The sequence below is a fragment of the Pseudodesulfovibrio portus genome (genome assembly GCF_026000375.1).
Taxonomy (GTDB): Bacteria; Desulfobacterota; Desulfovibrionia; order Desulfovibrionales; family Desulfovibrionaceae; genus Pseudodesulfovibrio; species Pseudodesulfovibrio portus.
Genome location: NZ_AP026708.1, coordinates 1377011 through 1394221, shown reverse-complemented (window position 1 = coordinate 1394221; position 17211 = coordinate 1377011). Strand labels below are relative to the sequence as shown.

Sequence of the window (17211 nt, the reverse complement as noted above, 5' to 3'; positions counted from 1 at the left end):
TTGCCGACCCTGTCCCCATGCAGAACGCTTTCCCATGAAAGCGCGGTTTACTCATGCCTTTAGGAGTCCATAATGACCAACCCCCTATTCGATACCGTCCGCCATACCCCCGACGCCGCCTCCCTCTGGGACGGCAGCCACAAGATTCCCTGGAACGATCCTGCGTTCAGCGCGCGGATTCTCAGGGAGCACCTCTCCCAGGACCACCACCTCGCCAGCCGCAAGTCGTCCGTTATCGAGGCGCAGTGCGCGTGGATCGCGTCGCGCTGCCTGTCCGGCGGCCCGGCGTCCATTCTCGACCTCGGCTGCGGCCCCGGCCTGTATTCGAGGCTGTTGGCCGGTGACGCCAACTACTATATCGGGCTGGATTTCAGCCCCGCGTCCATCGGTTACGCCCAGGACACGTTCGGCGCGCCCGGCAAGGCCGAATTCAGGCTGGCCGACGTGGCCGAAGCCGATTTCGGCGGCCCGTTCGAGCTGGCCATGATGCTCTATGGCGAGCTGAACGTGTTCCCTCCGGAGGTCTGTCAACGGATACTGGCCAAGGCCCATGCGGCGCTGGCCCCGGGCGGTCGGCTGCTGATCGAGCGGCAGCGGTTCGGGGCCGTCAGGAAATCCGGGCAGGAGCCCCGTTCCCGAACGCGCGCTGACAACGGCGGCTTGTTCTCGGACCGGGCCTATGTATGCCTGACTGAAAACCACTGGTTCGACGCCGAGTCCGTGGCCCTGCAGTGCTTCCACGTGCTGGCCCAAGGCGACGCCGAGCCGGTCACCTACCGGTCCACCACCCGGGCGTGGACAGGTGACGAGATGGAAGGCCTGTTGCGCCAGGCCGGTTTCGCCGACGTGGCCCACCACGACGACTGGCCGGTGCCGGACAACGGCCTGGCCTTGGTTTCGGCCACGAAGTAAAAATGAAAAGCCCGGCTGATGCCGGGCTTTCTTCGGTCGGTCAGATGGCGATGTCGTCGCCCTGCAGGAATCCGATGAAATCCTTTACCCCGGCCTTTTTGGCGAACACGTAGTTGGACACCCAGCGGGAGAAGTTCATCTTGCGGCCGTAGATTTCGTACTGCCTGTCCGGCCCCGCGAAATCCCAGCCGAAGTGGGCGGCCACCTTGGGGTTGATGGGCTGTTCGAGTTCGGGGAAGGGCTCGCCCAGCGCGTCGAGGGCCGCCGCGTCCGGCGCGGTGAACCCCAACTCGCGCAGCACGCCGGAGGCCGCATGGTTCATGAGCCGTTTCCGGGGGTGGTTGACCGTGTTGAAAAGCTGCTCCGAGCGGTAGTCGCGGCTGATGATGTCCAGGTACTTGACCGGGGTGTGGGCTTCACGCTGCCGCTCCCGCTCCAGCGTGTCGATCACCATGGACAGCAGGTCGAATTTGGCGGCCATGTCCGTGTGGATGTAGAGCAGGACGATTTCCTCGACGGGCAGGGGGGTGGCGGTGAGTTCGTCAAGGAGCGAGCAGCGGTAGTCGAAGCCGGTCGCGCCCGACCAGGTGGGCCAGTAGCCCGTGAAGAACATGTTGGGCACGCACAGGCTGCGGGCGTCGGCGGGGAGCTTCGCGAGCAGGGATTCCGAGGCCAGCTCGTCCCATTTGGGCCCGAGGCGCTGGTACAGGAACAGGGAACACCGGGAAAGAAGGTCTGCGGGCACGGGCTCGCGCGTGTAGTTGGTGATCAGCACGCACTCGTATCGGTCCGCGAATTCCGGGCACAGGCGCAGCCGCTCGACCAGGGGGTCGCCCTGGCAGTTGGCGTGTACGATGCAGAGTTCCTTGGTCATGCGTGTCCGGAAGCGGTTGAAATCCCGTTATAAAGATATGTCCGCCTGATAGCACGGAACCCGGTTGCGCACAATATGATCCACGCGCCGGTTTACAGGCAGGGGGAGGGCGGTGTATCCCACCCGGACACACTTTCAAAATGGGAAGGGAAATTTAAATGGAAAGCGAATTCAATAAGGTGTTGGGCGGTATCCAGCCCGTGGATCAGTCCCTGGCCCCGCGCGGCCAGGCGCATCTCGATGACCTGACCAAGCCGCAGGGCAGCCTGGGGCGGTTGGAGGACCTGGCGCTCAAGCTCTATCTTGTCCAGGAGGGCAACGCGCCCGTTGCCGACCCCATGCGGGTCTACACCATTGCCGGTGACCACGGCGTGAACGACGAGGGCGTCAGCCTGTTTCCGCAGGAGGTCTCCCGTCAGATGGTGCTCAATTTCCTGAACGGCGGCGCGGGCATCAACGCCCTGGCCGGTACGGTCGGGGCCGAGCTGTTCGTGGTGGACGCGGGGTGCTGCGGCGGCCCGTTCGACGAGCATCCCAGTCTGATCCAGGAAAAGATCGCTCCCGGCACGGCCAACCTGGCCCAGGGCCCGGCCATGACCCGCGAGCAGACCATCAAGGCGCTCATGCTCGGCATATCCCTGGCCGACCGCGCGCACGCCGACGGCGTCAAGGTGCTCGGCACCGGCGACATGGGCATCTCCAACACCACGCCGTCCACGGCCATGTACTGCGCCTATCTCGGCCTGGACCCCGAGGCCATGACCGGCCCCGGCACCGGCCTGGACAAAAAGGGCGTTGCCTCCAAGGCGCAGGTGGTGCGCAAGGGGCTCACGGCCAACGCCGCCGCAATCGCCGCCGGTGATCCCGTCGATATCCTGGCCGCCCTCGGCGGCTTCGAGATCGCGGCCCTGGCCGGACTGGTGCTCGGCGGAGCGAAAAACCGCCAGCTCGTGTGCGTGGACGGGTTCATCTCCACCGCCGCCTATCTCGCGGCCTGGAAAATCTGCCCCACGGTCATGGACTACTGCATCATCAGCCATGCCTCCGCCGAACCCGGCCACAAGAAGGCCGTCGAAACCATGGGGCTGACCCCTTACCTCGACCTCGGCTTCCGCCTCGGCGAAGGCACCGGCGCGGCCTGCGCCATGTTTCTGGTCCGTGCAGCCACGGACATGTTCAACAAGATGGCCACCTTCTCCGACGCGGGCGTAGCCGAAGCCGAGTAGATAGTTTGCCTCCGGCGGCCGGGGGAAGGGGAGGAAAAACCCTTTGAAAAGGGCTTTTTTCTCCCCTTTCGCTGCTGTCGCCATCTCCAAGGCTCGATGACTCGCCGTGCGCTACTGCTCCCCCGGACCCCCATCCCCTTCTTTTCCCAAACTGTTTATGTCGCCTGCGGCGAGATGTTTGCGGCCGCAAAATCACTTGTCCCAAAGACACCACAAGCGGGTTCCCGTGCACCGTCCCGTACGGCGAGGACAGCGGCAAGCCGGAAAAATGTGCAGATGGCCCGCTATCGCAAGCCGAGTTCTCGGTTCTCCAAAAGAATAGGCCGGTCAGAATTGACCGGCCTATTCTTTTGGAGAACCGTGCGGCACGCTATGCATCGCCTAAGTCTCCGGTGACTGCCTGGATGACGTCGCCCTTGGCGTTGTAGGTGCCGGTGGCTTCCACCTTGACCAGTTCGCGGGCCATTTCCGGGTTTTCGAGAACTTCTCGTTGGAGCCTGACCTTGCGGATGGACTTGACCATTTCCGCGTTGTTGGACGTGTTGACGTTAAAACCAGCAACTTCCATAATCCGTACCTCCTTGGGTGGGGCATTGAATATTCTACTTGCTGTTTTTATCGGCAATAATGCGGAAACCTTTAGGGTATGGGTGACATCCCTTGGCCTGCGCTCTCCAGGAAGCTGAATCTTGTTGATCTTTTTCATCCCTTCCACGTCCACCATTTCAGTTTTTCGGGGTCGTGCCCGTCAACGGACGCGAAGTAGACCGCGCACCGGAAAACGTAGAGCACGCATCGGTCGATGTGTCGGCCCGCCTGGTCCATGAGCCGCCGGTACATGGCCTCCGGGTCCTGCCCCGCCAACTCCTCAACGGAGGTGTAGCCGAGGCCGAGGAGGTCCCTGGCCATGCTCGGCCCCACGCCGGGGATCACCTGGAGGCGTTTCAGGGCAGCCTTGTCGCTCATGGTCGGCTATGCGGATTCGCGGGCGTAGACTTCATCCAGGATGGCCTTGCCGCCCGCATCGAGGACCTTTCGGGCAAGGGCCATGCCCACGTCCCAGGCGTTGTCCACGTGACCCTCTTCCTCCAGCCGGATGGGGCGGGAGCCGTCCACGTCGGCAACGAAGCCGGTCAGCTTGACCGTGTCGCCGTCGATGACGGACCAGGCAGCGATGGGCACCTGGCAGCCGCCGTCCAGGCCGGTCAGGAAGCCGCGCTCGGCCATGACCTGCCGCTTGGTGGGCAGGTGGTCGAGGAAGGCGAGCATGTCCCGCACTTGGGTGTTGTCGGTGTGAAATTCGATGCCCAGGGCTCCCTGGGCCACGGCGGGCAGGAATTCGGGCGGACCGAGGACTTCCTGCTTGGGCGCGGACAGCTGGAGCCGGTTCAGCCCGGCGGTGGCCACCACGATGGCGTCGAAATCGCCGCTTAAGAGTTTCTTGACGCGGGTGTCGAGGTTGCCGCGCAGGGATTCAATATTGAGGTCCGGGCGCAGGGTGGCCAGCTGTGACTGGCGGCGCAGGGAGGAGGTGCCGACCACGGCCCCCTGGGGCAGCCCCTTCAGCCCGTCGTACTTGACGGACAGGAGGGAGTCGGTGGGGGCTTCGCGTTCGGGGATGATGCCCACTTCCAGGCCGTCGGGCAGTTCGGTGGGCACGTCCTTCATGGAATGGACCGCGAGCTGGGCGCGGCCGTCCAGCAGCGCTTCCTCGATCTCCTTGACGAAGAGGCCCTTGCCGCCGACCTTTGCCAGCGGCACGTCCAGAATCTTGTCGCCCTTGGTCTTGATCTTGAGCAGTTCGACGGTCAGGCCGGGGTGTTCGGCCTCCAGGCAGTCTTTGATATGATTGGCCTGCCACAGGGCCAGTGCGCTGCCCCGGGTGGCGATGGTCAGTTTTTTCATTGGAAACCTTGTTCGGAGTAAAGCGGTTATCCGCAGTTGGAGCAGTCGCCGCCGGAGCAACCGGCGCACGGGGAACTGGAGGAGAATTCGGTGCCGGAACCGGCATCGGCGGCAGTGCCGGAATCACCGGTGTCGGGGCGGAAGCCGCCCACCTTGGAGCGGACCGCGCTCATGAGCTTGCCGGTCTGTTCGGATTGGCATTTGGGGCAGGGGGGACATTCCTCCCTGTCAAAGACGAGTTCCTCGAATTCATGGCCGCAGTCGTTACATTTGTATTCGAATATGGGCATGGCGCGCTCCAATAACGGTTTGACGCCGGGTCGTGCCCGGCGCAGGAAATCCATAGCTGAAAAGGTGCGGGCTGGCAATGTTTCGGCCCGCGCAGCACCAAGGTAACAACGCGCGGGGCCTTGTCCAGCCCCCTATTGTGAAAAGACCCCTTTACACGAACCGACTCAGATGGGAAAAAGGAGTGTCCCCTGAAGGATATCGAATGACAGCAAGCGATGGTGAAACATGAGCGACGATTTTTTCGGCCTGGAACTGCCCACATCCGCCGGCAACGGCGACGAGACCCCCTCGGGCTGGCGCTACCTTTCCCGTGGCGGGTGCGTCAAGTGCGCCTTCTCCACGACCACGGCGGTCGAAATGGGCGTGGGCATGAACCGGCGCGTTCACAAGGGGCAGAATTTCTGGTTCGTGGAGCAGGTGGACAGGGGGGTGTTCGAGGGGCGGCTGCTCAACGACCGTCATGTGCCCTCGGGCGACGCCGAGACCATCGACCTGCAGGAGCTGGTGGACGGCTACCGCCCGGAACTCGCCTACTACGAGGAACTGGTCCTGCCCGCCATGCTCGAGCTGGAAAAGACCCTGGACCGGGGTGACGAGCACCGGGAGCGCGGGCGGCTGGACCGTGCCCGGGCCGAATACGAGCGGGCGCGCGGCATCGAGGAGAACAACGTCAAGGCCCTGTTCGGCCTGGGGCTAATCTATCTCGAGCGGGGCGAGACGGACCGGGCCAGGGACCTGCTGGCCGAGTTGGTCAAGATCAAGGCGACGTTCGACGGCAAGAACCAGCACCTGTTCAACGAGTTCGGCATCGCGCTCAGGAAGAACCGCATGTTCGCCGAGGCCGTGGAGTATTTCCGGCGGGGGCTCGATTTCGTCAAGGACGACGAGAACCTCTACTACAACCTGGCCCGCGCCCATTATGAGAACGGCGAATGGGAGGCCTCCCTGGACAACCTGATCCAGAGCCACCGGCTCAACCCGCAGTTGGAAGTGACCCGCAACCTGTTCGAGGTCATGGTCGGGCTGGAGAACAACGAAGACCTCCAGTTGCGCTACGGCAAGCCCGCCGTTCCGCCCCACGTAGCCTCCCGCGCCCGGCAGATCCTGGCCACGGGCTCCGGCAGGCTGCGGCTGGACGAGGGCCCCGTTGCCGCAGGCCTCGAGATCGAGCGGGGCCGCGCCCGGTCGGGCAGCCCGGTTGGTTTCGTCGAGCTGAAGAAACACGGCCGCGGCAAGTAACCGATTCTCACTACTTCGGTTTTCTAATCTTTTTCCCCTAAAGCTCCCCTGCCGCCTCTCCGATGAGAGAGGAGGTTCACGGGTGGAAACCGTGTCCGGGCACCTGCCCGGAAGCGGATTTTCGACTGTAATCGCGTCGGTGTCTTGCGGGAGCCCGGACGCACGAAGGGTTGCAGCACCGTGTTCGGCGACGTCGTGAGACGCCTGCCCGGCGCGAGGGGAAAACGCGCATGGCGGGCGGACTGGGCCGGACATGGGGCAGCCCTGCGGAAGGTATTCCCATGAGCAAGGACTCGCACGTTTCCCTGGACGGCAGGGAGCGCTCCCGGTTCCGGCGCGGCCGGGGCGACATCGGCCACATCTGTTGCGTCTTCTCCACCAGCAAATCCCGGAACGTCATCCGGGGCACCACCCTTGTCGGCCACGGGCACGCCCACTACTGGCTCGTCCGCCAGGTGGGGGGCTCCGCCTACGGCGTCCGGGGCGTGGACGGGGACTTCCTTCCCTTCCACGCCGAGGCGATCATCTCCGCCGACGAGCTGCTGTCCGACTACACTCCCGAGGTATCGGTCTTCGAGGACCGCATGCTGTCCGCCGTCAAGCGGCACGATTACCGGCTGGCGGGCGACGGGTGCGGCCCTGAGTCCGGGCGGTCCGTGCTCTGCCTCGACGAGGTCAACGTACGCGGCCTGTTCGAGCTGGGTGTGGAGTACATCCTGGCGGGCCTGAGCACGCGGGGCCGCAACCTGATACGCGAGCTGATCCGGGTCAAGGCCCCCTTCCCGGGCAAGGACCAGTTCCTGTTCAACGAGTTCGGCATCCGGCTGCGCAAGATCGGTTTCCTGGACGGGGCGGTCATCTGCTACCGCCGGGCGCTCAAGTACACCGAGGCCGACGATCACCTCTATTACAACCTGGCCCGGGCCTATTACGAGCAGGGGCAATGGTGGGACTGCATGCGCGCCCTGTCCCAATGCTTCGCCCTGAACCCGGACCTGCCTCAGGCGGGCGACCTGGTGATGCTCACCAATGCCCTGGCCGACGACGTCGGGCTGCGCGCCAAGTACAACAAGCCTCCGGTGCCGGACGGCGTGGCCCGCCGCGCCGGGCTCCTGGCCGAGGCCGTCTACGCCCACGACGTCAAGGCGGTGGCTGTGGCCCGCACCAGGGCGGTGGAGGCCGAGGACAGGCGCAAACAGGACATCTGGCTTCCAGGGAGGGAGGCCGTCGGCCTTTAGCAGGTCACGCAAAAAAGCCGCCCACAAGGGCGGCCCAGGCTGCCGACAAACGGCCATCTGCGTCGTTGCTGCAAAAAAGGCAAACCCTCGCGTATTGCATATACGCGTCGGCCTTGCCTTTTTTTTTGCGCCTAGCAGCTGACCATTTCTCGGCAGCCTGTCAGGTTGGACTTCGTCATCGATCTGAGCCGCCCACAAGGGCGGCCTTCTTCACAACAACGTTAAGGCTATCGGAAGCCGCTTTATTTCATTTTGGCCTGGGGCCAAATCTCGTCGACCTTCTCGATGGTCTTGATGGTGATCCTCTTGAGCAGCTCGTCGGGTATCTCGGCCAGGTCCTTCTTGTTCTGGGCCGGGATGAGGACCTTCTTCATGCCCCGCGACACGGCGGCAAGGATTTTTTCCTTGACCCCGCCCACGGGCAGGACGCGGCCGCGCAGGCTGATCTCGCCGGTCATGGCCAGGTCGGGCGAGACCGGCGTGTCGGTCAGGGCCGAGATGAGCGCGGTGACCAGGGTGACGCCGGCGGACGGGCCGTCCTTGGGCGTGGCCCCGGCGGGCACGTGGACGTGGATGTCCAGATTGTCCGCGAACTTGGGGTCGATGCCGTAGACGTCGGCGCGGGCGCGGGCGATGGACAGGGCGGCCTGGGCCGACTCCTTCATCACGTCGCCGAGCTTGCCGGTCAGGGTCAGCTTGCCCTTGCCGGGCATGGTGGTCACTTCGATGTGCAGAATCTCGCCGCCCACCGGGGTCCAGGCGAGGCCGACGGCCACGCCCGGCGGCAGGGAGGGCTCTTTCTCGTCGTCCAGGAAGCGCGGCGGGCCGAGCAGGGTGTACAGGTTCTTGGCCGTGATCTTGAACGGCCCCTTCTCGCCCTCGGCCTTTTTGCGGGCCATCTTGCGGCACAGGGTGCCGATCTCGCGCTCCACGTTGCGCAGGCCCGCCTCGCGGGTGTATTCGCGCACCACCTTGGACACCAGCTTGTCGCTGATGACCAGCTCGTCGTCGTTCAGGCCGTTTTCCTTGATCTGGCGCGGGATGATGTAGCGGCGGGTGATGACGGTCTTTTCCTGCTCGGTGTAGCCGGGGATGCGGATGACTTCCATGCGGTCCATGAGCGGGCCGGGGATGGAGTCGAGCATGTTGGCCGTGCAGATGAACATGACCTTGGACAGGTCGAACGGCACGTTCAGGTAGTGGTCCGTGAACGAGAAGTTCTGTTCCGGGTCGAGCACTTCGAGCAGGGCCGAGGACGGGTCGCCTCGGAAATCGCTGCCCAGCTTGTCGATCTCGTCGAGCATGATCACCGGGTTGCGGGTGGTGCACTGCTTGATGGCCTGGACGATGCGGCCCGGCATGGCCCCGATGTAGGTCCGCCGGTGGCCCCGTATCTCGGCCTCGTCGCGCATGCCGCCCAGCGACATGCGGTGGAACTTGCGTCCCAGGGACCGGGCGATGGAACGGCCCAGGGAGGTCTTGCCCACGCCGGGAGGCCCGACAAAGCAGAGGATGGGGCCCTTCATCTTCGGGTTGAGCTTGCGCACGCTCAGGTATTCGAGGATGCGCTCCTTGACCTTTTCCAGGTCGTAATGGTCGTCGTTCAGGATGGACTCGGCCTTCTTGATGTCCAGCCGGTCGCGGGAGATCTTTTTCCAGGGCAGTTCGATCATCCAGTCGAGGTAGGTCCGGATGACGGTGGCCTCGCTGGACTCGGCGTGCATGGATTCCAGGCGGCGGAGCTGCTTGAAGGCTTCCTTCATCACGTCCTTGGGCATGCCGGACGCGGTGATGCCCTTTTTGAGCTCTTCCATTTCCTCGGAATCGTCGGAGTCGTCGCCCAGCTCGCGCTTGATGGCCTTGATCTGCTCGCGCAGGTAGAAATCGCGCTGGGCCTTGTCCATGCCCTCTTTGGCCATGGTCTGAATCTTGTTCTGCATGGACGCCACTTCGACTTCCTTGAGGAGCTGGTCGTTGACCAGTTCCAGCCGTTTCATGGGCTCCACGCATTCGAGAATCTTCTGGGCGGCGTTCACCTTCATGCGCAGGTTGGACGCGATGAGGTCGGCCAGCCTGCCCGGCTCGGAGACGTTGTTGAGCACGGACATGATGTCCTGCGAGGAGATGCCCCGCAGGGACAGGATGCGCTCGGACTGCTCGCGTGAGGAGCGGATCAGGGCTTCCTGTTCCGGGGTGAGGTCTCCGGTCTCCGGCTCCATGATCGGTTCCAGTTCCGCGATATGGTACGGGTCGTTCTGCGAGAACCGTTTCACCTTGGCCCGGGCCAGTCCCTGGACCAGGACCTTGAGGCGGCCGTCGGGCATCTTCAGCATGCGCATGATCATGCCCACGGTGCCGGTCATGTAGAGATCGTCCGGGTCCGGGTCCTCGACGGATTCGTCCTTCTGGGTCAGGATCAGGATGTAGCGGTCGCCGGACAGGGCCTCGTCGACGGCCTTGACCGATTTCTCGCGGCCCACGAACAGCGGCAGGATCATGTAGTTGAAGACCACGATGTCGCGCACGGCCAGGACCGGGAGCACCTGGGGGATGTCCGCCGGGTTGGGGCCGGGCATGTCCTCGCCTTCGCCGAACAGGGGGGAGGCCCCGGCAGCGCCGGTCAGGGCCTCGATGATGTCGGGCAGCTCTTCGCCCTTGCCCGGACCGCCGGAACCCGGGGGCTCGGGAGTGCCTATGGATGTATCCTTGATGCCTTCCGGCTTCCTGCGCTTGATGCGCGAGGGGCGGATGGGGGATTTCTTCGTTTTCTTGCTCAAGGGAGTAACCTCGTATTTGTATGCAAAATGGTCGTGTTACACCAAATAAGTCGTCATTTCCCGAACGCAAGTATATTATTATTGCATTTTTTCTGTTTTCCGGACGGGCGGGGGAGAGGGGGGCAGGGGGTCAGCGGCGGACGGTGAAAGCGGTGAAATCATTGTCGGCTTCGGACCACTCGGACCGGATGTCCGTGACCCGCGCCAGGGGCGGGCCGTCCCACAGCCGGAGAATGAATTCCTCAAGCTGCTCGCGGGTTCCGTCGGCCAGGGTTTCCACGTCGCCGGAGGGCAGGTTGCGTACCCAGCCGGTGAGGCCGAGGTTTGTGGCCGTGTCGCGGGTCCACGCCCGGAACCAGACGCCCTGGACCTTGCCGTGCACCGTGGCCCGCAGCTGCATCACATCCGTCCCTGGTCGTTGAAGCTGTAATAGTCGTGATCCGTGACGATGACGTGGTCGAGGACGTTGATGTCCAGCCCGGCCGCCGCCTCCCGGATCATGCCGGTGAGCAGGATGTCCTCCTTGGACGGGTTGGCGTCGCCGCCGGGGTGGTTGTGGGCCAGGATGATGTTGGCCGCTTCCAGGCGCAGGGCCGTGGCCATGATTTCGCGCGGGAAGACCGGGGTGGCGTTGACCGTGCCCTTGGCGGCCTGACGCCATTCGATGACCCGGTTGCGGGTGTCCAGGTACAGGACCCAGAACTCCTCGGTGCCCTTGTTGCCCAGCCGGGCCATGGCCGCGCGGGCCACGTCCGCCGGGTCGCTCAACGGCGCGCCGCGCCGGGCCCGGTCCTCGCCGAGCCGGGCGAAAAGTTCCTGGAGGAGCGCCCATTGCGCCCGCACGCCCGGGCCCACGCCCTTGACCTCGGCCAATTGGTCGGGGCTGGCCATGATCGCGTTCTTGAGCGAGCCGAACCTGTCGATGAGGTCCTTGGCCAGGGGCTTGGTGTCGCGCCGGGGCAGGACCGAGGCCAGGACCAGCTCCAGGATTTCGTAGTCCGCAAGGGCGCGGCTGTTGTCGGCCAGCTTCTCCTTGAGCCGTTGGCGGTGTCCTGCGTAGTGGGGTGCGGTCCTGGTCATCGGCGGACGGGGCGTTTGGGTTGGAACAGGTCGATGAGCCCGGCCATGAGCATGTCCAGGGCCTCCTCGTACTTGCGCTCGCCGGTCTTGAGGGACAGCTCTGCCTCCATGGCCAGATCGATCATGCGGGCCACGCCCGCCGCGCCCAGCCGCTGGGCAAGGGGAGCCTTCTTGCGCATCATGAAGGGACTGCCCTTGGGGTTCTCGTTGTGGGCGAGCATCCAGTAGAGGCGGGCCTGGCTGGCCAGGAACCCGATCAGGTTGAAGAGCATCTGATCCTTGGCGGACTTGCCGTGGTCGTCGATGACCCGCTTCCAGACGGCGGCCTCGGCGCCGGGCCGTTCCAGGGCGTCCATGAGATCGAAAAAGGCCATCTCGCCGGTCTGGGCCACCAGTCCGGAGTGCTCTTTGCGGACCAGCTTTTCATCGCCGGCGGCCAGCTCGATCTTGTCCAGCTCCAGCCGGGCGGCCACTGCGTCCGTGGGCAGGGCGTAAGCCAGCGCCTGCCCCGCGCCGGGCTCGAAGGTCAGTCCGGCCCCTGCCGCCCACTGCTTGACGTAGTCGGCCATGGACCGCTGGTCCAGGCCGCTGGATTCCCATATCCATCCCTCGTCGCGGGCCTTCTTGAACAGGGTGCGCCGGGACAGGGCGGGCGGCACCGGGGCCTTCTTGCCCTTCCATTCCCCTTCCAGGCAGAAGAGCGGGAAAATGTCGTTGCCCAGCCCCTTGACCGAAGCGTCGAGCTTGTCCCACTGGTCCGCCTTGAGGGTGTGGGCACGGCGCACGATGAGCGCCTTGGGCTGCGGGAACAGGGACTTGATGGTCAGGTCCGTCCAGAAGGCGGAGGCCAGGGGCTCGTCGTCGTCCCCCCAGAAGGTCTTGGTCTCCCAGCCGTCCTGGCCGGAGTGTTTCAGCCGTTCGTCCACCTGGGCCTTGATCAGCTGAGGGTCGGGGCAGATGAGGAAGAGATATCTGGGCCGTTTCATAAATCGCCTAGTAGTTCTGGGTCATGCGGTCGGCAAGTCGGCGGATGCCCAGCCGGGTCACCTCGGCGTCCGCCTTGGCTCCGTCGCCCGTGAAGAAGGGCCAGTCCTGGCTCATGCGGCCCGAGCGCCAGAGCACGCCCCCGCTCCGGGTGGAGCGGATTACCGCCTCGAACTCGAACACGGCCACGGAGCGCAGGGTCTCCTCGCTTTCGCCGGCCACGGCCGTGGCCCGGTGGTAGCGGTTGATGTTGATGGAGATGAGCGCGTCCGCCCTGGCCTTGTCGTCGGTCCAGGTGATGGTCCCCCGGTTGTTCAGCTCGTCGCGCAACAGCTTGCGCACCTCGGGCTCCAGCCAGGACAGGGTGGTCGGGTTGTTCACCTCGTCGATGGAGATGGTCCGGTACTCGGGCGCGAGCACGCTGGCGCCGCCTTCGCCCAGGCTGTAGCCCGAGCATCCGGCAAGAACGAGCAGCAGGAAAAGGGGTGTATATCGAAGCGGTGTCATCACTGTCCTCCGGGGTGTCGAATGTGGGGGGAATGGTAAAGGGAATTGGCTCAAGAGTCCACCCAATGTCGCTTGACGGAGGCATCGTCCTGTAGGACAACACCCCCGAAACATCAATACGGGAGCTTGAGCCATGGCCGATACCGTGCTTGTCGTCGTCGACGTCCAGAATATCATGTTCGAGACCGAAGGGTATGTCCCGTTCGAGGGCGAACGCGTCGTGAAAACCATCGAGGGACTGATCGCCGCAGCCCGCGAACACGGCGTCCCGGTCCACTATATCCAGCATACCACCCGGGGCGCGGGCTCGGAGTTCGAGCAGGACAGCCACAACTGGTTCATCCGTCGGGAGATCGCCCCGAAGCCGGGCGACACCGTCTCGGTCAAACACTCCTACGACGGATTTTGGGACACCGACCTTGATGCCGTCCTGAAGAAGCTGGGCGCGAAAAAACTCGTCTTCTGCGGGCTGCAGACCGAGTGCTGCGTGGACACCACGGTGCGCAGCGCCCTGGCCCACGGCTATGAGTCCGTGCTCATCGGCGACGCCCACACCTCGTACGACAACGGCGTACTCACCGGGGAGCAGATCGTGGCCCACCACAACCAGACCCTGCACAAGCGGTTCTGCCGGGTGATCATGTCCGGGGATTTTTCGTTTTAGACCGTTGCCCGTTCCAGGTCCGCCAGCAGTTTTTCCAGGTCCAGACCGTAGCGCTTCGCTGCCGTTTCCACTGTTTCGAACAGCGCCTTGCAGAGCAGACACTCCCCGGCCTGTTCGTCGAAGGTGCGGAACACCGGTTCCGTGGCCCGGTACTTGTGGACGATGTCCAGCAGGGTCATGTCGGGGGTGATGCGGGGGGTGCTCATGAGGAGAGCCCCTCCATGGCCCGCGTCAGGGCGGCGGGCAGGTGCGGCAGGAGTTCGCCGATCTGGGAGCCGGGGTTCGGTCGGGCCAGTTCCCCGGCAAAGCGGTTGGCCTGGGCCGCGATGCGGGCTGCCTCGGGAACGGGCAGACCGTATTCGATCAGGGCGCAGGCCATGCCCGTGATGGTGTCGCCGGTGCCGCCCATGGCTTCCATGGCATTTTCGGATGGTTCCGAAACCGTTGACAGGACGCCGGTTCGGTCGGCCACCCTGTCTGTTTGTCCCTTGATCAGCAGGCAGGTCGCCGCGTTCCCGTGCTCATAGGCGCGGCAGATCAGTTCCTCCACATTGTTTTCATCCTGAAGAATGAACCCGCGCGTATAGAAGGGATGGGGCGCGGTTTCGTCAGCCAGAAAGGCCAGCTCCCCGGCGTCCGGCGTGAACAGGTCGTACGCCTCGGCCTCGCCGCTCATCTTTGCCGCGTACATGAAGCCCGCATCGGCCACGATCCGGGGGGCGCATTCCATTGCCTGGGCGGCGAGCAGGACCTTGTTGTGCCAGTCCACGTCGGGCTGGAGATAATGGAAGGCCAGGGTGGAGTAGTCGCGTCCGGGCAGCACCGTTTCCAGGTGGGCGTACAGCTTCCGGCTGCCTGCGCCCAGCCCTTCATCGCCCACCAGCATGGCGTGGGGCAGGTCCAGGCCCAGATGGCGGCAGGCCATGGCCGCAGCTCCCAGAAGGGCGGGTGTCCCCCTGTCCGGGGGAAGGGGCACGCCGCCCGCCTTGACGGTGTCGCCGTCCCATTGGAGCGGCGCGTCCAGCAGCGGGGCTTCGGGGTCGGGTATGGTGCCGATTACGACGAGCATAGTTCCAGGGTCTTCTCGAAGGCCAGATTCAGGGCGTAGCCGCACAGGGTGTGCCCTATGTCGCGGGGCGAGGGCGCGTCGTCCAGGGTGCGGCCGATGAGCCGGGCCGCGATGTACGGCACGTCCGGGCAGCCGCCGCCCGAGATGTTGACGATGGTCCGGGTGGATTTCTCCACCGTGATCTTCATGTTGGCGGCGCGCACCATGAGGTGCGCGCCGAAGTCCTTGACCTGGAACAGGTCCACCGGGGTGAGCAGCGGGCCGGTGACCGGCACCACTTCGAGGGGGGCTGTCCCGGCGTGCTCCAGGGTGCGGAGGATGTTCAGTTCTTCGATCAGCGGAATTTCCACGACCAGGTCGCACCCGCGCTGGATTTCCGGGGGCGGGCCCATGACCTTGACGGACCAGCCGTTCTCCCGGAGGGTTTTTTCAGCCCGGATGACCTCGCTGGTGTTGTCGAAGACGAGCAGCCCCCGGTCGGCCTGCGTTTCGGCGGGCCGACCGGAAGGCTTGCTCCCGAACAGTTTGCGAAAGTTCAAGCTCAGCCTCCGGCCAGCTTGAGGCGGTATTCGCCGTCACCTTCTTCATCGATGGACTGAACCGCCCAGCCTTTGCCTTGCGCGGCGCGGCTGATGTTCTCCTTGGCGGCCTCGGTGTCCACCAGGACCTCGAGTTCGCCCGAGCCCATGGCGTCGATCTTGGCCAATGTATCCAGAACCGGTTGGGGGCAGGAAAGGCCCCGCGCGTCGATGAGTTCGCTCATTGTGTGCTCCTTATGCTTTCTTGCGCATGGTGAAACCGATGAACAGGCAGACGGCCAGGCCGATGACTACGGCGGCGATGCCGTGGGGGCCGACGCCCTTGGGCGAGCTGGCCAGGCCGAAGTTGTGGGCGAATCCCGCGCCCACGATCATGCCGAAGACGAAGATCGCGGCGTCGCCGTCGCCTTCGCCCGCCATGAACAGCTGCCTGCCGGGGCAGCCGCCTGCCAGGGCGAAGCACAGCCCGGCCAGGAGCATGCCTGCGAAGTTCCAGATCGCCTGGGTGTGGGCCACGGGCTGGCCCTCGAAACCGGCGTTGAACTGGCCGAGCACGAGGTTGGCCGCAAAGGCGGCCGCCAGCAGGGCGACCACGCCGATGAGGAGATGGACCTGCTTGAACAGGATAAGGTCGCGGAACGCGCCCATGGTGCAGAACCGGCTGCGCTGGGCCAGTGCTCCCACGGCCAAACCCACGGCCAGGGAGATCAGCAGGGGCGCGTGCATGGCCCCGGGACCCTTGAGAGAGTAAAAGAGCACGCCGGACTTGGCCTCGCCCTCCACCTGCGGATACAGGAACAGGAGGGCCAGGAAACCGAGCATGATGAGCGGCATGATCAGCCCCACGGAGGTGTGGGTCTTGTAGCTTCGGCCCAGGTCATAGCCCTGGCGGAAGAAGAAGGTGCCGATGCCGATGCCGCAGATGAGTCCGGCCAGGCCGATGAGCGCGTTGAGGTCGCCGCCCGCCAGCCGCAGGATGGCCCGCCACGGGCAGCCCAGGAAGACCAGGGCGCCGATCATGGCGAATGCGCCCAGCACGAACCGGACGATGGGCGCGGACCCTGCGCGCGGCCGGAAGTCCTTGGCGGCAAAGGCCGCGATCATGGAACCGACCACGAATCCGATGATTTCAGGACGCATGTACTGGACCACGCCCGCCCGGTGCAGCCCGAGGGCCCCTGACATGTCCCGCTCGAAGCAGGCCACGCAGATGCCCATGTTGCCCGGATTCCCCCAATACTGCAGCAATGCAGCCAAAACCCCGATGAACAGCCCGACGAAAATGATGCCGTTTCGTGTGGCAAAAACGTTTTTCATACCCCAGCTCCTCTTCTGCTTGCCGTTAATTCACTCCAATTCCCATTTTGAGACGTATCGCTTGATAATTATAGAAATAAGCTCTCGGCAACCAATCGTTTATAATACTGAGGGGCTCGCCTCGTATAGATGAGGCTGATATGTTTGATGTAGCTTATATATAATTCCAGTGTCGGAAGGTAGGAGACTGGGCGCAAAAAAAGGCCGGGAAAGAATCTCAAACGGCCTTTCTTTTTCAAAATCGGGATGGTGTGTTGCAGTCTTTGTATCATGACCAGTCAAGATGTTCCGGCTTCAACACCGGAGACCGGCAATTGATATCGGGCCGTAGAGCCTGTCGAAGGCGACGCAGCGCAGCCCGACCGAACCTGCAGGGCAGGCTGTCCTGTCGGGCAGCGAAGTCGCCTACAGGGTCTTGGGCCCGATATCAGGAGGGCGCACAAAAAAAGCGGTTTTTGCTTACTTTTGGCCGCTTTGGTCCAAAAGTACGTCGCCGTAAAGGCGAAATGGAAAGTGATGATGACAGGGGATGTCGAACGCGGAGCGCGGCAAAATTTTACTCCAATCAACCATACATGGCCTCCTTTGA

General features: G+C 64.2%; 20 protein-coding genes. 5 read left to right on the top strand and 15 right to left on the bottom strand.

The genetic code is table 11. From position 1 onward, the window contains the following. The first annotated feature begins 72 nt into the window (after nucleotides 1–72). The gene (locus OO730_RS06740) at nucleotides 73–912 is read left to right on the top strand and encodes a class I SAM-dependent methyltransferase (protein ID WP_264983819.1); all 840 of its coding nucleotides are present in this window, start codon (nucleotides 73–75) and stop codon (nucleotides 910–912) included. Nucleotides 913–952: 40 nt separating this feature from the next. Here OO730_RS06740 and OO730_RS06735 read toward each other — a convergent pair whose 3' ends face one another. After that, nucleotides 953–1786 carry a WcbI family polysaccharide biosynthesis putative acetyltransferase gene (locus OO730_RS06735; protein ID WP_264983818.1) on the bottom strand — a complete coding sequence of 278 codons (834 nt, stop codon included), beginning with the start codon at nucleotides 1784–1786 and terminating at the stop codon, nucleotides 953–955. A 158-nt stretch (nucleotides 1787–1944) separates the two neighbouring features. Here OO730_RS06735 and cobT point away from each other — a divergent pair, with 158 nt between their 5' ends. After that, nucleotides 1945–3012, top strand: coding sequence for a nicotinate-nucleotide--dimethylbenzimidazole phosphoribosyltransferase (gene cobT / locus OO730_RS06730; protein WP_264983817.1), 1068 nt, complete (start codon nucleotides 1945–1947; stop codon nucleotides 3010–3012). Nucleotides 3013–3382: 370 nt separating this feature from the next. Here cobT and OO730_RS06725 read toward each other — a convergent pair whose 3' ends face one another. The 4 genes from OO730_RS06725 to OO730_RS06710 all read right to left on the bottom strand — a co-directional run bounded on the left by OO730_RS06725 (nucleotide 3383) and on the right by OO730_RS06710 (nucleotide 5207). Further along, nucleotides 3383–3580, bottom strand: coding sequence for a hypothetical protein (locus OO730_RS06725; RefSeq protein WP_264983816.1), 198 nt, complete (start codon nucleotides 3578–3580; stop codon nucleotides 3383–3385). A gap of 134 nt (nucleotides 3581–3714) precedes the next feature. Then, on the bottom strand, nucleotides 3715–3978 hold the full coding sequence (locus tag OO730_RS06720; protein ID WP_264983815.1) for a helix-hairpin-helix domain-containing protein: 264 nt from the start codon (nucleotides 3976–3978) through the stop codon (nucleotides 3715–3717). A 6-nt stretch (nucleotides 3979–3984) separates the two neighbouring features. Then, complete coding sequence (gene hemC / locus OO730_RS06715; protein WP_264983814.1) at nucleotides 3985–4917, bottom strand: hydroxymethylbilane synthase; 933 nt, start codon at nucleotides 4915–4917, stop codon at nucleotides 3985–3987. Nucleotides 4918–4943: 26 nt separating this feature from the next. After that, complete coding sequence (locus OO730_RS06710) at nucleotides 4944–5207, bottom strand: FmdB family zinc ribbon protein (RefSeq protein ID WP_264983813.1); 264 nt, start codon at nucleotides 5205–5207, stop codon at nucleotides 4944–4946. Nucleotides 5208–5433: 226 nt separating this feature from the next. On the opposite strand from OO730_RS06710, the gene OO730_RS06705 reads away from it, so the two are divergent. Both OO730_RS06705 and OO730_RS06700 read left to right on the top strand, forming a co-directional pair. Beyond that, nucleotides 5434–6447: a tetratricopeptide repeat protein gene (locus OO730_RS06705; RefSeq protein WP_264983812.1), complete on the top strand. Its 1014-nt coding sequence runs from the start codon at nucleotides 5434–5436 to the stop codon at nucleotides 6445–6447. A gap of 281 nt (nucleotides 6448–6728) precedes the next feature. Beyond that, nucleotides 6729–7685, top strand: coding sequence for a tetratricopeptide repeat protein (locus OO730_RS06700; protein WP_264983811.1), 957 nt, complete (start codon nucleotides 6729–6731; stop codon nucleotides 7683–7685). 242 nt (nucleotides 7686–7927) lie between these two features. Here the strand turns inward: OO730_RS06700 and lon are convergent, their stop codons facing one another. From lon to lptE, 5 genes are all read right to left on the bottom strand, one after another. Continuing rightward, nucleotides 7928–10462, bottom strand: a complete 2535-nt coding sequence (lon, locus tag OO730_RS06695; protein WP_264983810.1) for an endopeptidase La — start codon at nucleotides 10460–10462, stop codon at nucleotides 7928–7930. A 130-nt stretch (nucleotides 10463–10592) separates the two neighbouring features. Further along, on the bottom strand, nucleotides 10593–10862 hold the full coding sequence (locus tag OO730_RS06690) for an acylphosphatase (RefSeq protein ID WP_264984137.1): 270 nt from the start codon (nucleotides 10860–10862) through the stop codon (nucleotides 10593–10595). Further along, entirely contained in the window at nucleotides 10862–11542 is a 681-nt protein-coding gene (gene radC / locus OO730_RS06685; RefSeq protein ID WP_264983809.1) for a RadC family protein, read from the bottom strand. The genes OO730_RS06690 and radC overlap by 1 nt, the downstream gene beginning before the upstream one ends. After that, nucleotides 11539–12528, bottom strand: a complete 990-nt coding sequence (locus OO730_RS06680) for a DNA polymerase III subunit delta (protein ID WP_264983808.1) — start codon at nucleotides 12526–12528, stop codon at nucleotides 11539–11541. Before OO730_RS06680 ends, radC begins: the two co-directional genes overlap by 4 nt. Nucleotides 12529–12535: 7 nt before the next feature. Further along, nucleotides 12536–13033, bottom strand: coding sequence for an LPS assembly lipoprotein LptE (lptE, locus tag OO730_RS06675; RefSeq protein WP_264983807.1), 498 nt, complete (start codon nucleotides 13031–13033; stop codon nucleotides 12536–12538). 133 nt (nucleotides 13034–13166) lie between these two features. Here lptE and OO730_RS06670 point away from each other — a divergent pair, with 133 nt between their 5' ends. Next, nucleotides 13167–13697 carry a cysteine hydrolase family protein gene (locus OO730_RS06670; protein ID WP_264983806.1) on the top strand — a complete coding sequence of 177 codons (531 nt, stop codon included), beginning with the start codon at nucleotides 13167–13169 and terminating at the stop codon, nucleotides 13695–13697. Here OO730_RS06670 and OO730_RS06665 read toward each other — a convergent pair. From OO730_RS06665 to yedE, 5 genes are read right to left on the bottom strand one after another with little or no spacing between them, the layout of a single operon-like run. Beyond that, on the bottom strand, nucleotides 13694–13903 hold the full coding sequence (locus OO730_RS06665; RefSeq protein WP_264983805.1) for a DUF1858 domain-containing protein: 210 nt from the start codon (nucleotides 13901–13903) through the stop codon (nucleotides 13694–13696). The two genes, OO730_RS06670 and OO730_RS06665, sit on opposite strands and share 4 nt — an antisense overlap. Beyond that, complete coding sequence (locus OO730_RS06660; protein ID WP_264983804.1) at nucleotides 13900–14766, bottom strand: NAD(P)H-hydrate dehydratase; 867 nt, start codon at nucleotides 14764–14766, stop codon at nucleotides 13900–13902. Before OO730_RS06660 ends, OO730_RS06665 begins: the two co-directional genes overlap by 4 nt. Continuing rightward, the gene (locus OO730_RS06655) at nucleotides 14754–15305 is read right to left on the bottom strand and encodes a DUF3343 domain-containing protein (RefSeq protein ID WP_264983803.1); all 552 of its coding nucleotides are present in this window, start codon (nucleotides 15303–15305) and stop codon (nucleotides 14754–14756) included. The genes OO730_RS06660 and OO730_RS06655 overlap by 13 nt, the downstream gene beginning before the upstream one ends. Nucleotides 15306–15307: 2 nt before the next feature. Next, nucleotides 15308–15529, bottom strand: coding sequence for a sulfurtransferase TusA family protein (locus tag OO730_RS06650; protein ID WP_264983802.1), 222 nt, complete (start codon nucleotides 15527–15529; stop codon nucleotides 15308–15310). A gap of 10 nt (nucleotides 15530–15539) precedes the next feature. After that, nucleotides 15540–16622 (bottom strand): YedE family putative selenium transporter, encoded by a 1083-nt coding sequence (yedE, locus tag OO730_RS06645; protein ID WP_264983801.1) that lies wholly within the window; start codon nucleotides 16620–16622, stop codon nucleotides 15540–15542. Between the last annotated feature and the right edge of the window lie 589 nt (nucleotides 16623–17211).

Coding starts and splice junctions, on each gene's coding strand:
- OO730_RS06680 (WP_264983808.1), bottom strand. CDS start 12,528: ATGAAACGGCCCAGATATCTCTTCCTCATCTGCCCCGACCCTCAGCTG.
- OO730_RS06705 (WP_264983812.1), top strand. CDS start 5,434: ATGAGCGACGATTTTTTCGGCCTGGAACTGCCCACATCCGCCGGCAAC.
- hemC (WP_264983814.1), bottom strand. CDS start 4,917: ATGAAAAAACTGACCATCGCCACCCGGGGCAGCGCACTGGCCCTGTGG.
- radC (WP_264983809.1), bottom strand. CDS start 11,542: ATGACCAGGACCGCACCCCACTACGCAGGACACCGCCAACGGCTCAAG.
- OO730_RS06670 (WP_264983806.1), top strand. CDS start 13,167: ATGGCCGATACCGTGCTTGTCGTCGTCGACGTCCAGAATATCATGTTC.
- OO730_RS06665 (WP_264983805.1), bottom strand. CDS start 13,903: ATGAGCACCCCCCGCATCACCCCCGACATGACCCTGCTGGACATCGTC.
- OO730_RS06690 (WP_264984137.1), bottom strand. CDS start 10,862: ATGCAGCTGCGGGCCACGGTGCACGGCAAGGTCCAGGGCGTCTGGTTC.
- yedE (WP_264983801.1), bottom strand. CDS start 16,622: ATGAAAAACGTTTTTGCCACACGAAACGGCATCATTTTCGTCGGGCTG.
- OO730_RS06700 (WP_264983811.1), top strand. CDS start 6,729: ATGAGCAAGGACTCGCACGTTTCCCTGGACGGCAGGGAGCGCTCCCGG.
- OO730_RS06720 (WP_264983815.1), bottom strand. CDS start 3,978: ATGAGCGACAAGGCTGCCCTGAAACGCCTCCAGGTGATCCCCGGCGTG.
- OO730_RS06660 (WP_264983804.1), bottom strand. CDS start 14,766: ATGCTCGTCGTAATCGGCACCATACCCGACCCCGAAGCCCCGCTGCTG.
- cobT (WP_264983817.1), top strand. CDS start 1,945: ATGGAAAGCGAATTCAATAAGGTGTTGGGCGGTATCCAGCCCGTGGAT.
- OO730_RS06735 (WP_264983818.1), bottom strand. CDS start 1,786: ATGACCAAGGAACTCTGCATCGTACACGCCAACTGCCAGGGCGACCCC.
- lptE (WP_264983807.1), bottom strand. CDS start 13,033: ATGACACCGCTTCGATATACACCCCTTTTCCTGCTGCTCGTTCTTGCC.
- OO730_RS06725 (WP_264983816.1), bottom strand. CDS start 3,580: ATGGAAGTTGCTGGTTTTAACGTCAACACGTCCAACAACGCGGAAATG.
- OO730_RS06650 (WP_264983802.1), bottom strand. CDS start 15,529: ATGAGCGAACTCATCGACGCGCGGGGCCTTTCCTGCCCCCAACCGGTT.
- OO730_RS06740 (WP_264983819.1), top strand. CDS start 73: ATGACCAACCCCCTATTCGATACCGTCCGCCATACCCCCGACGCCGCC.
- OO730_RS06710 (WP_264983813.1), bottom strand. CDS start 5,207: ATGCCCATATTCGAATACAAATGTAACGACTGCGGCCATGAATTCGAG.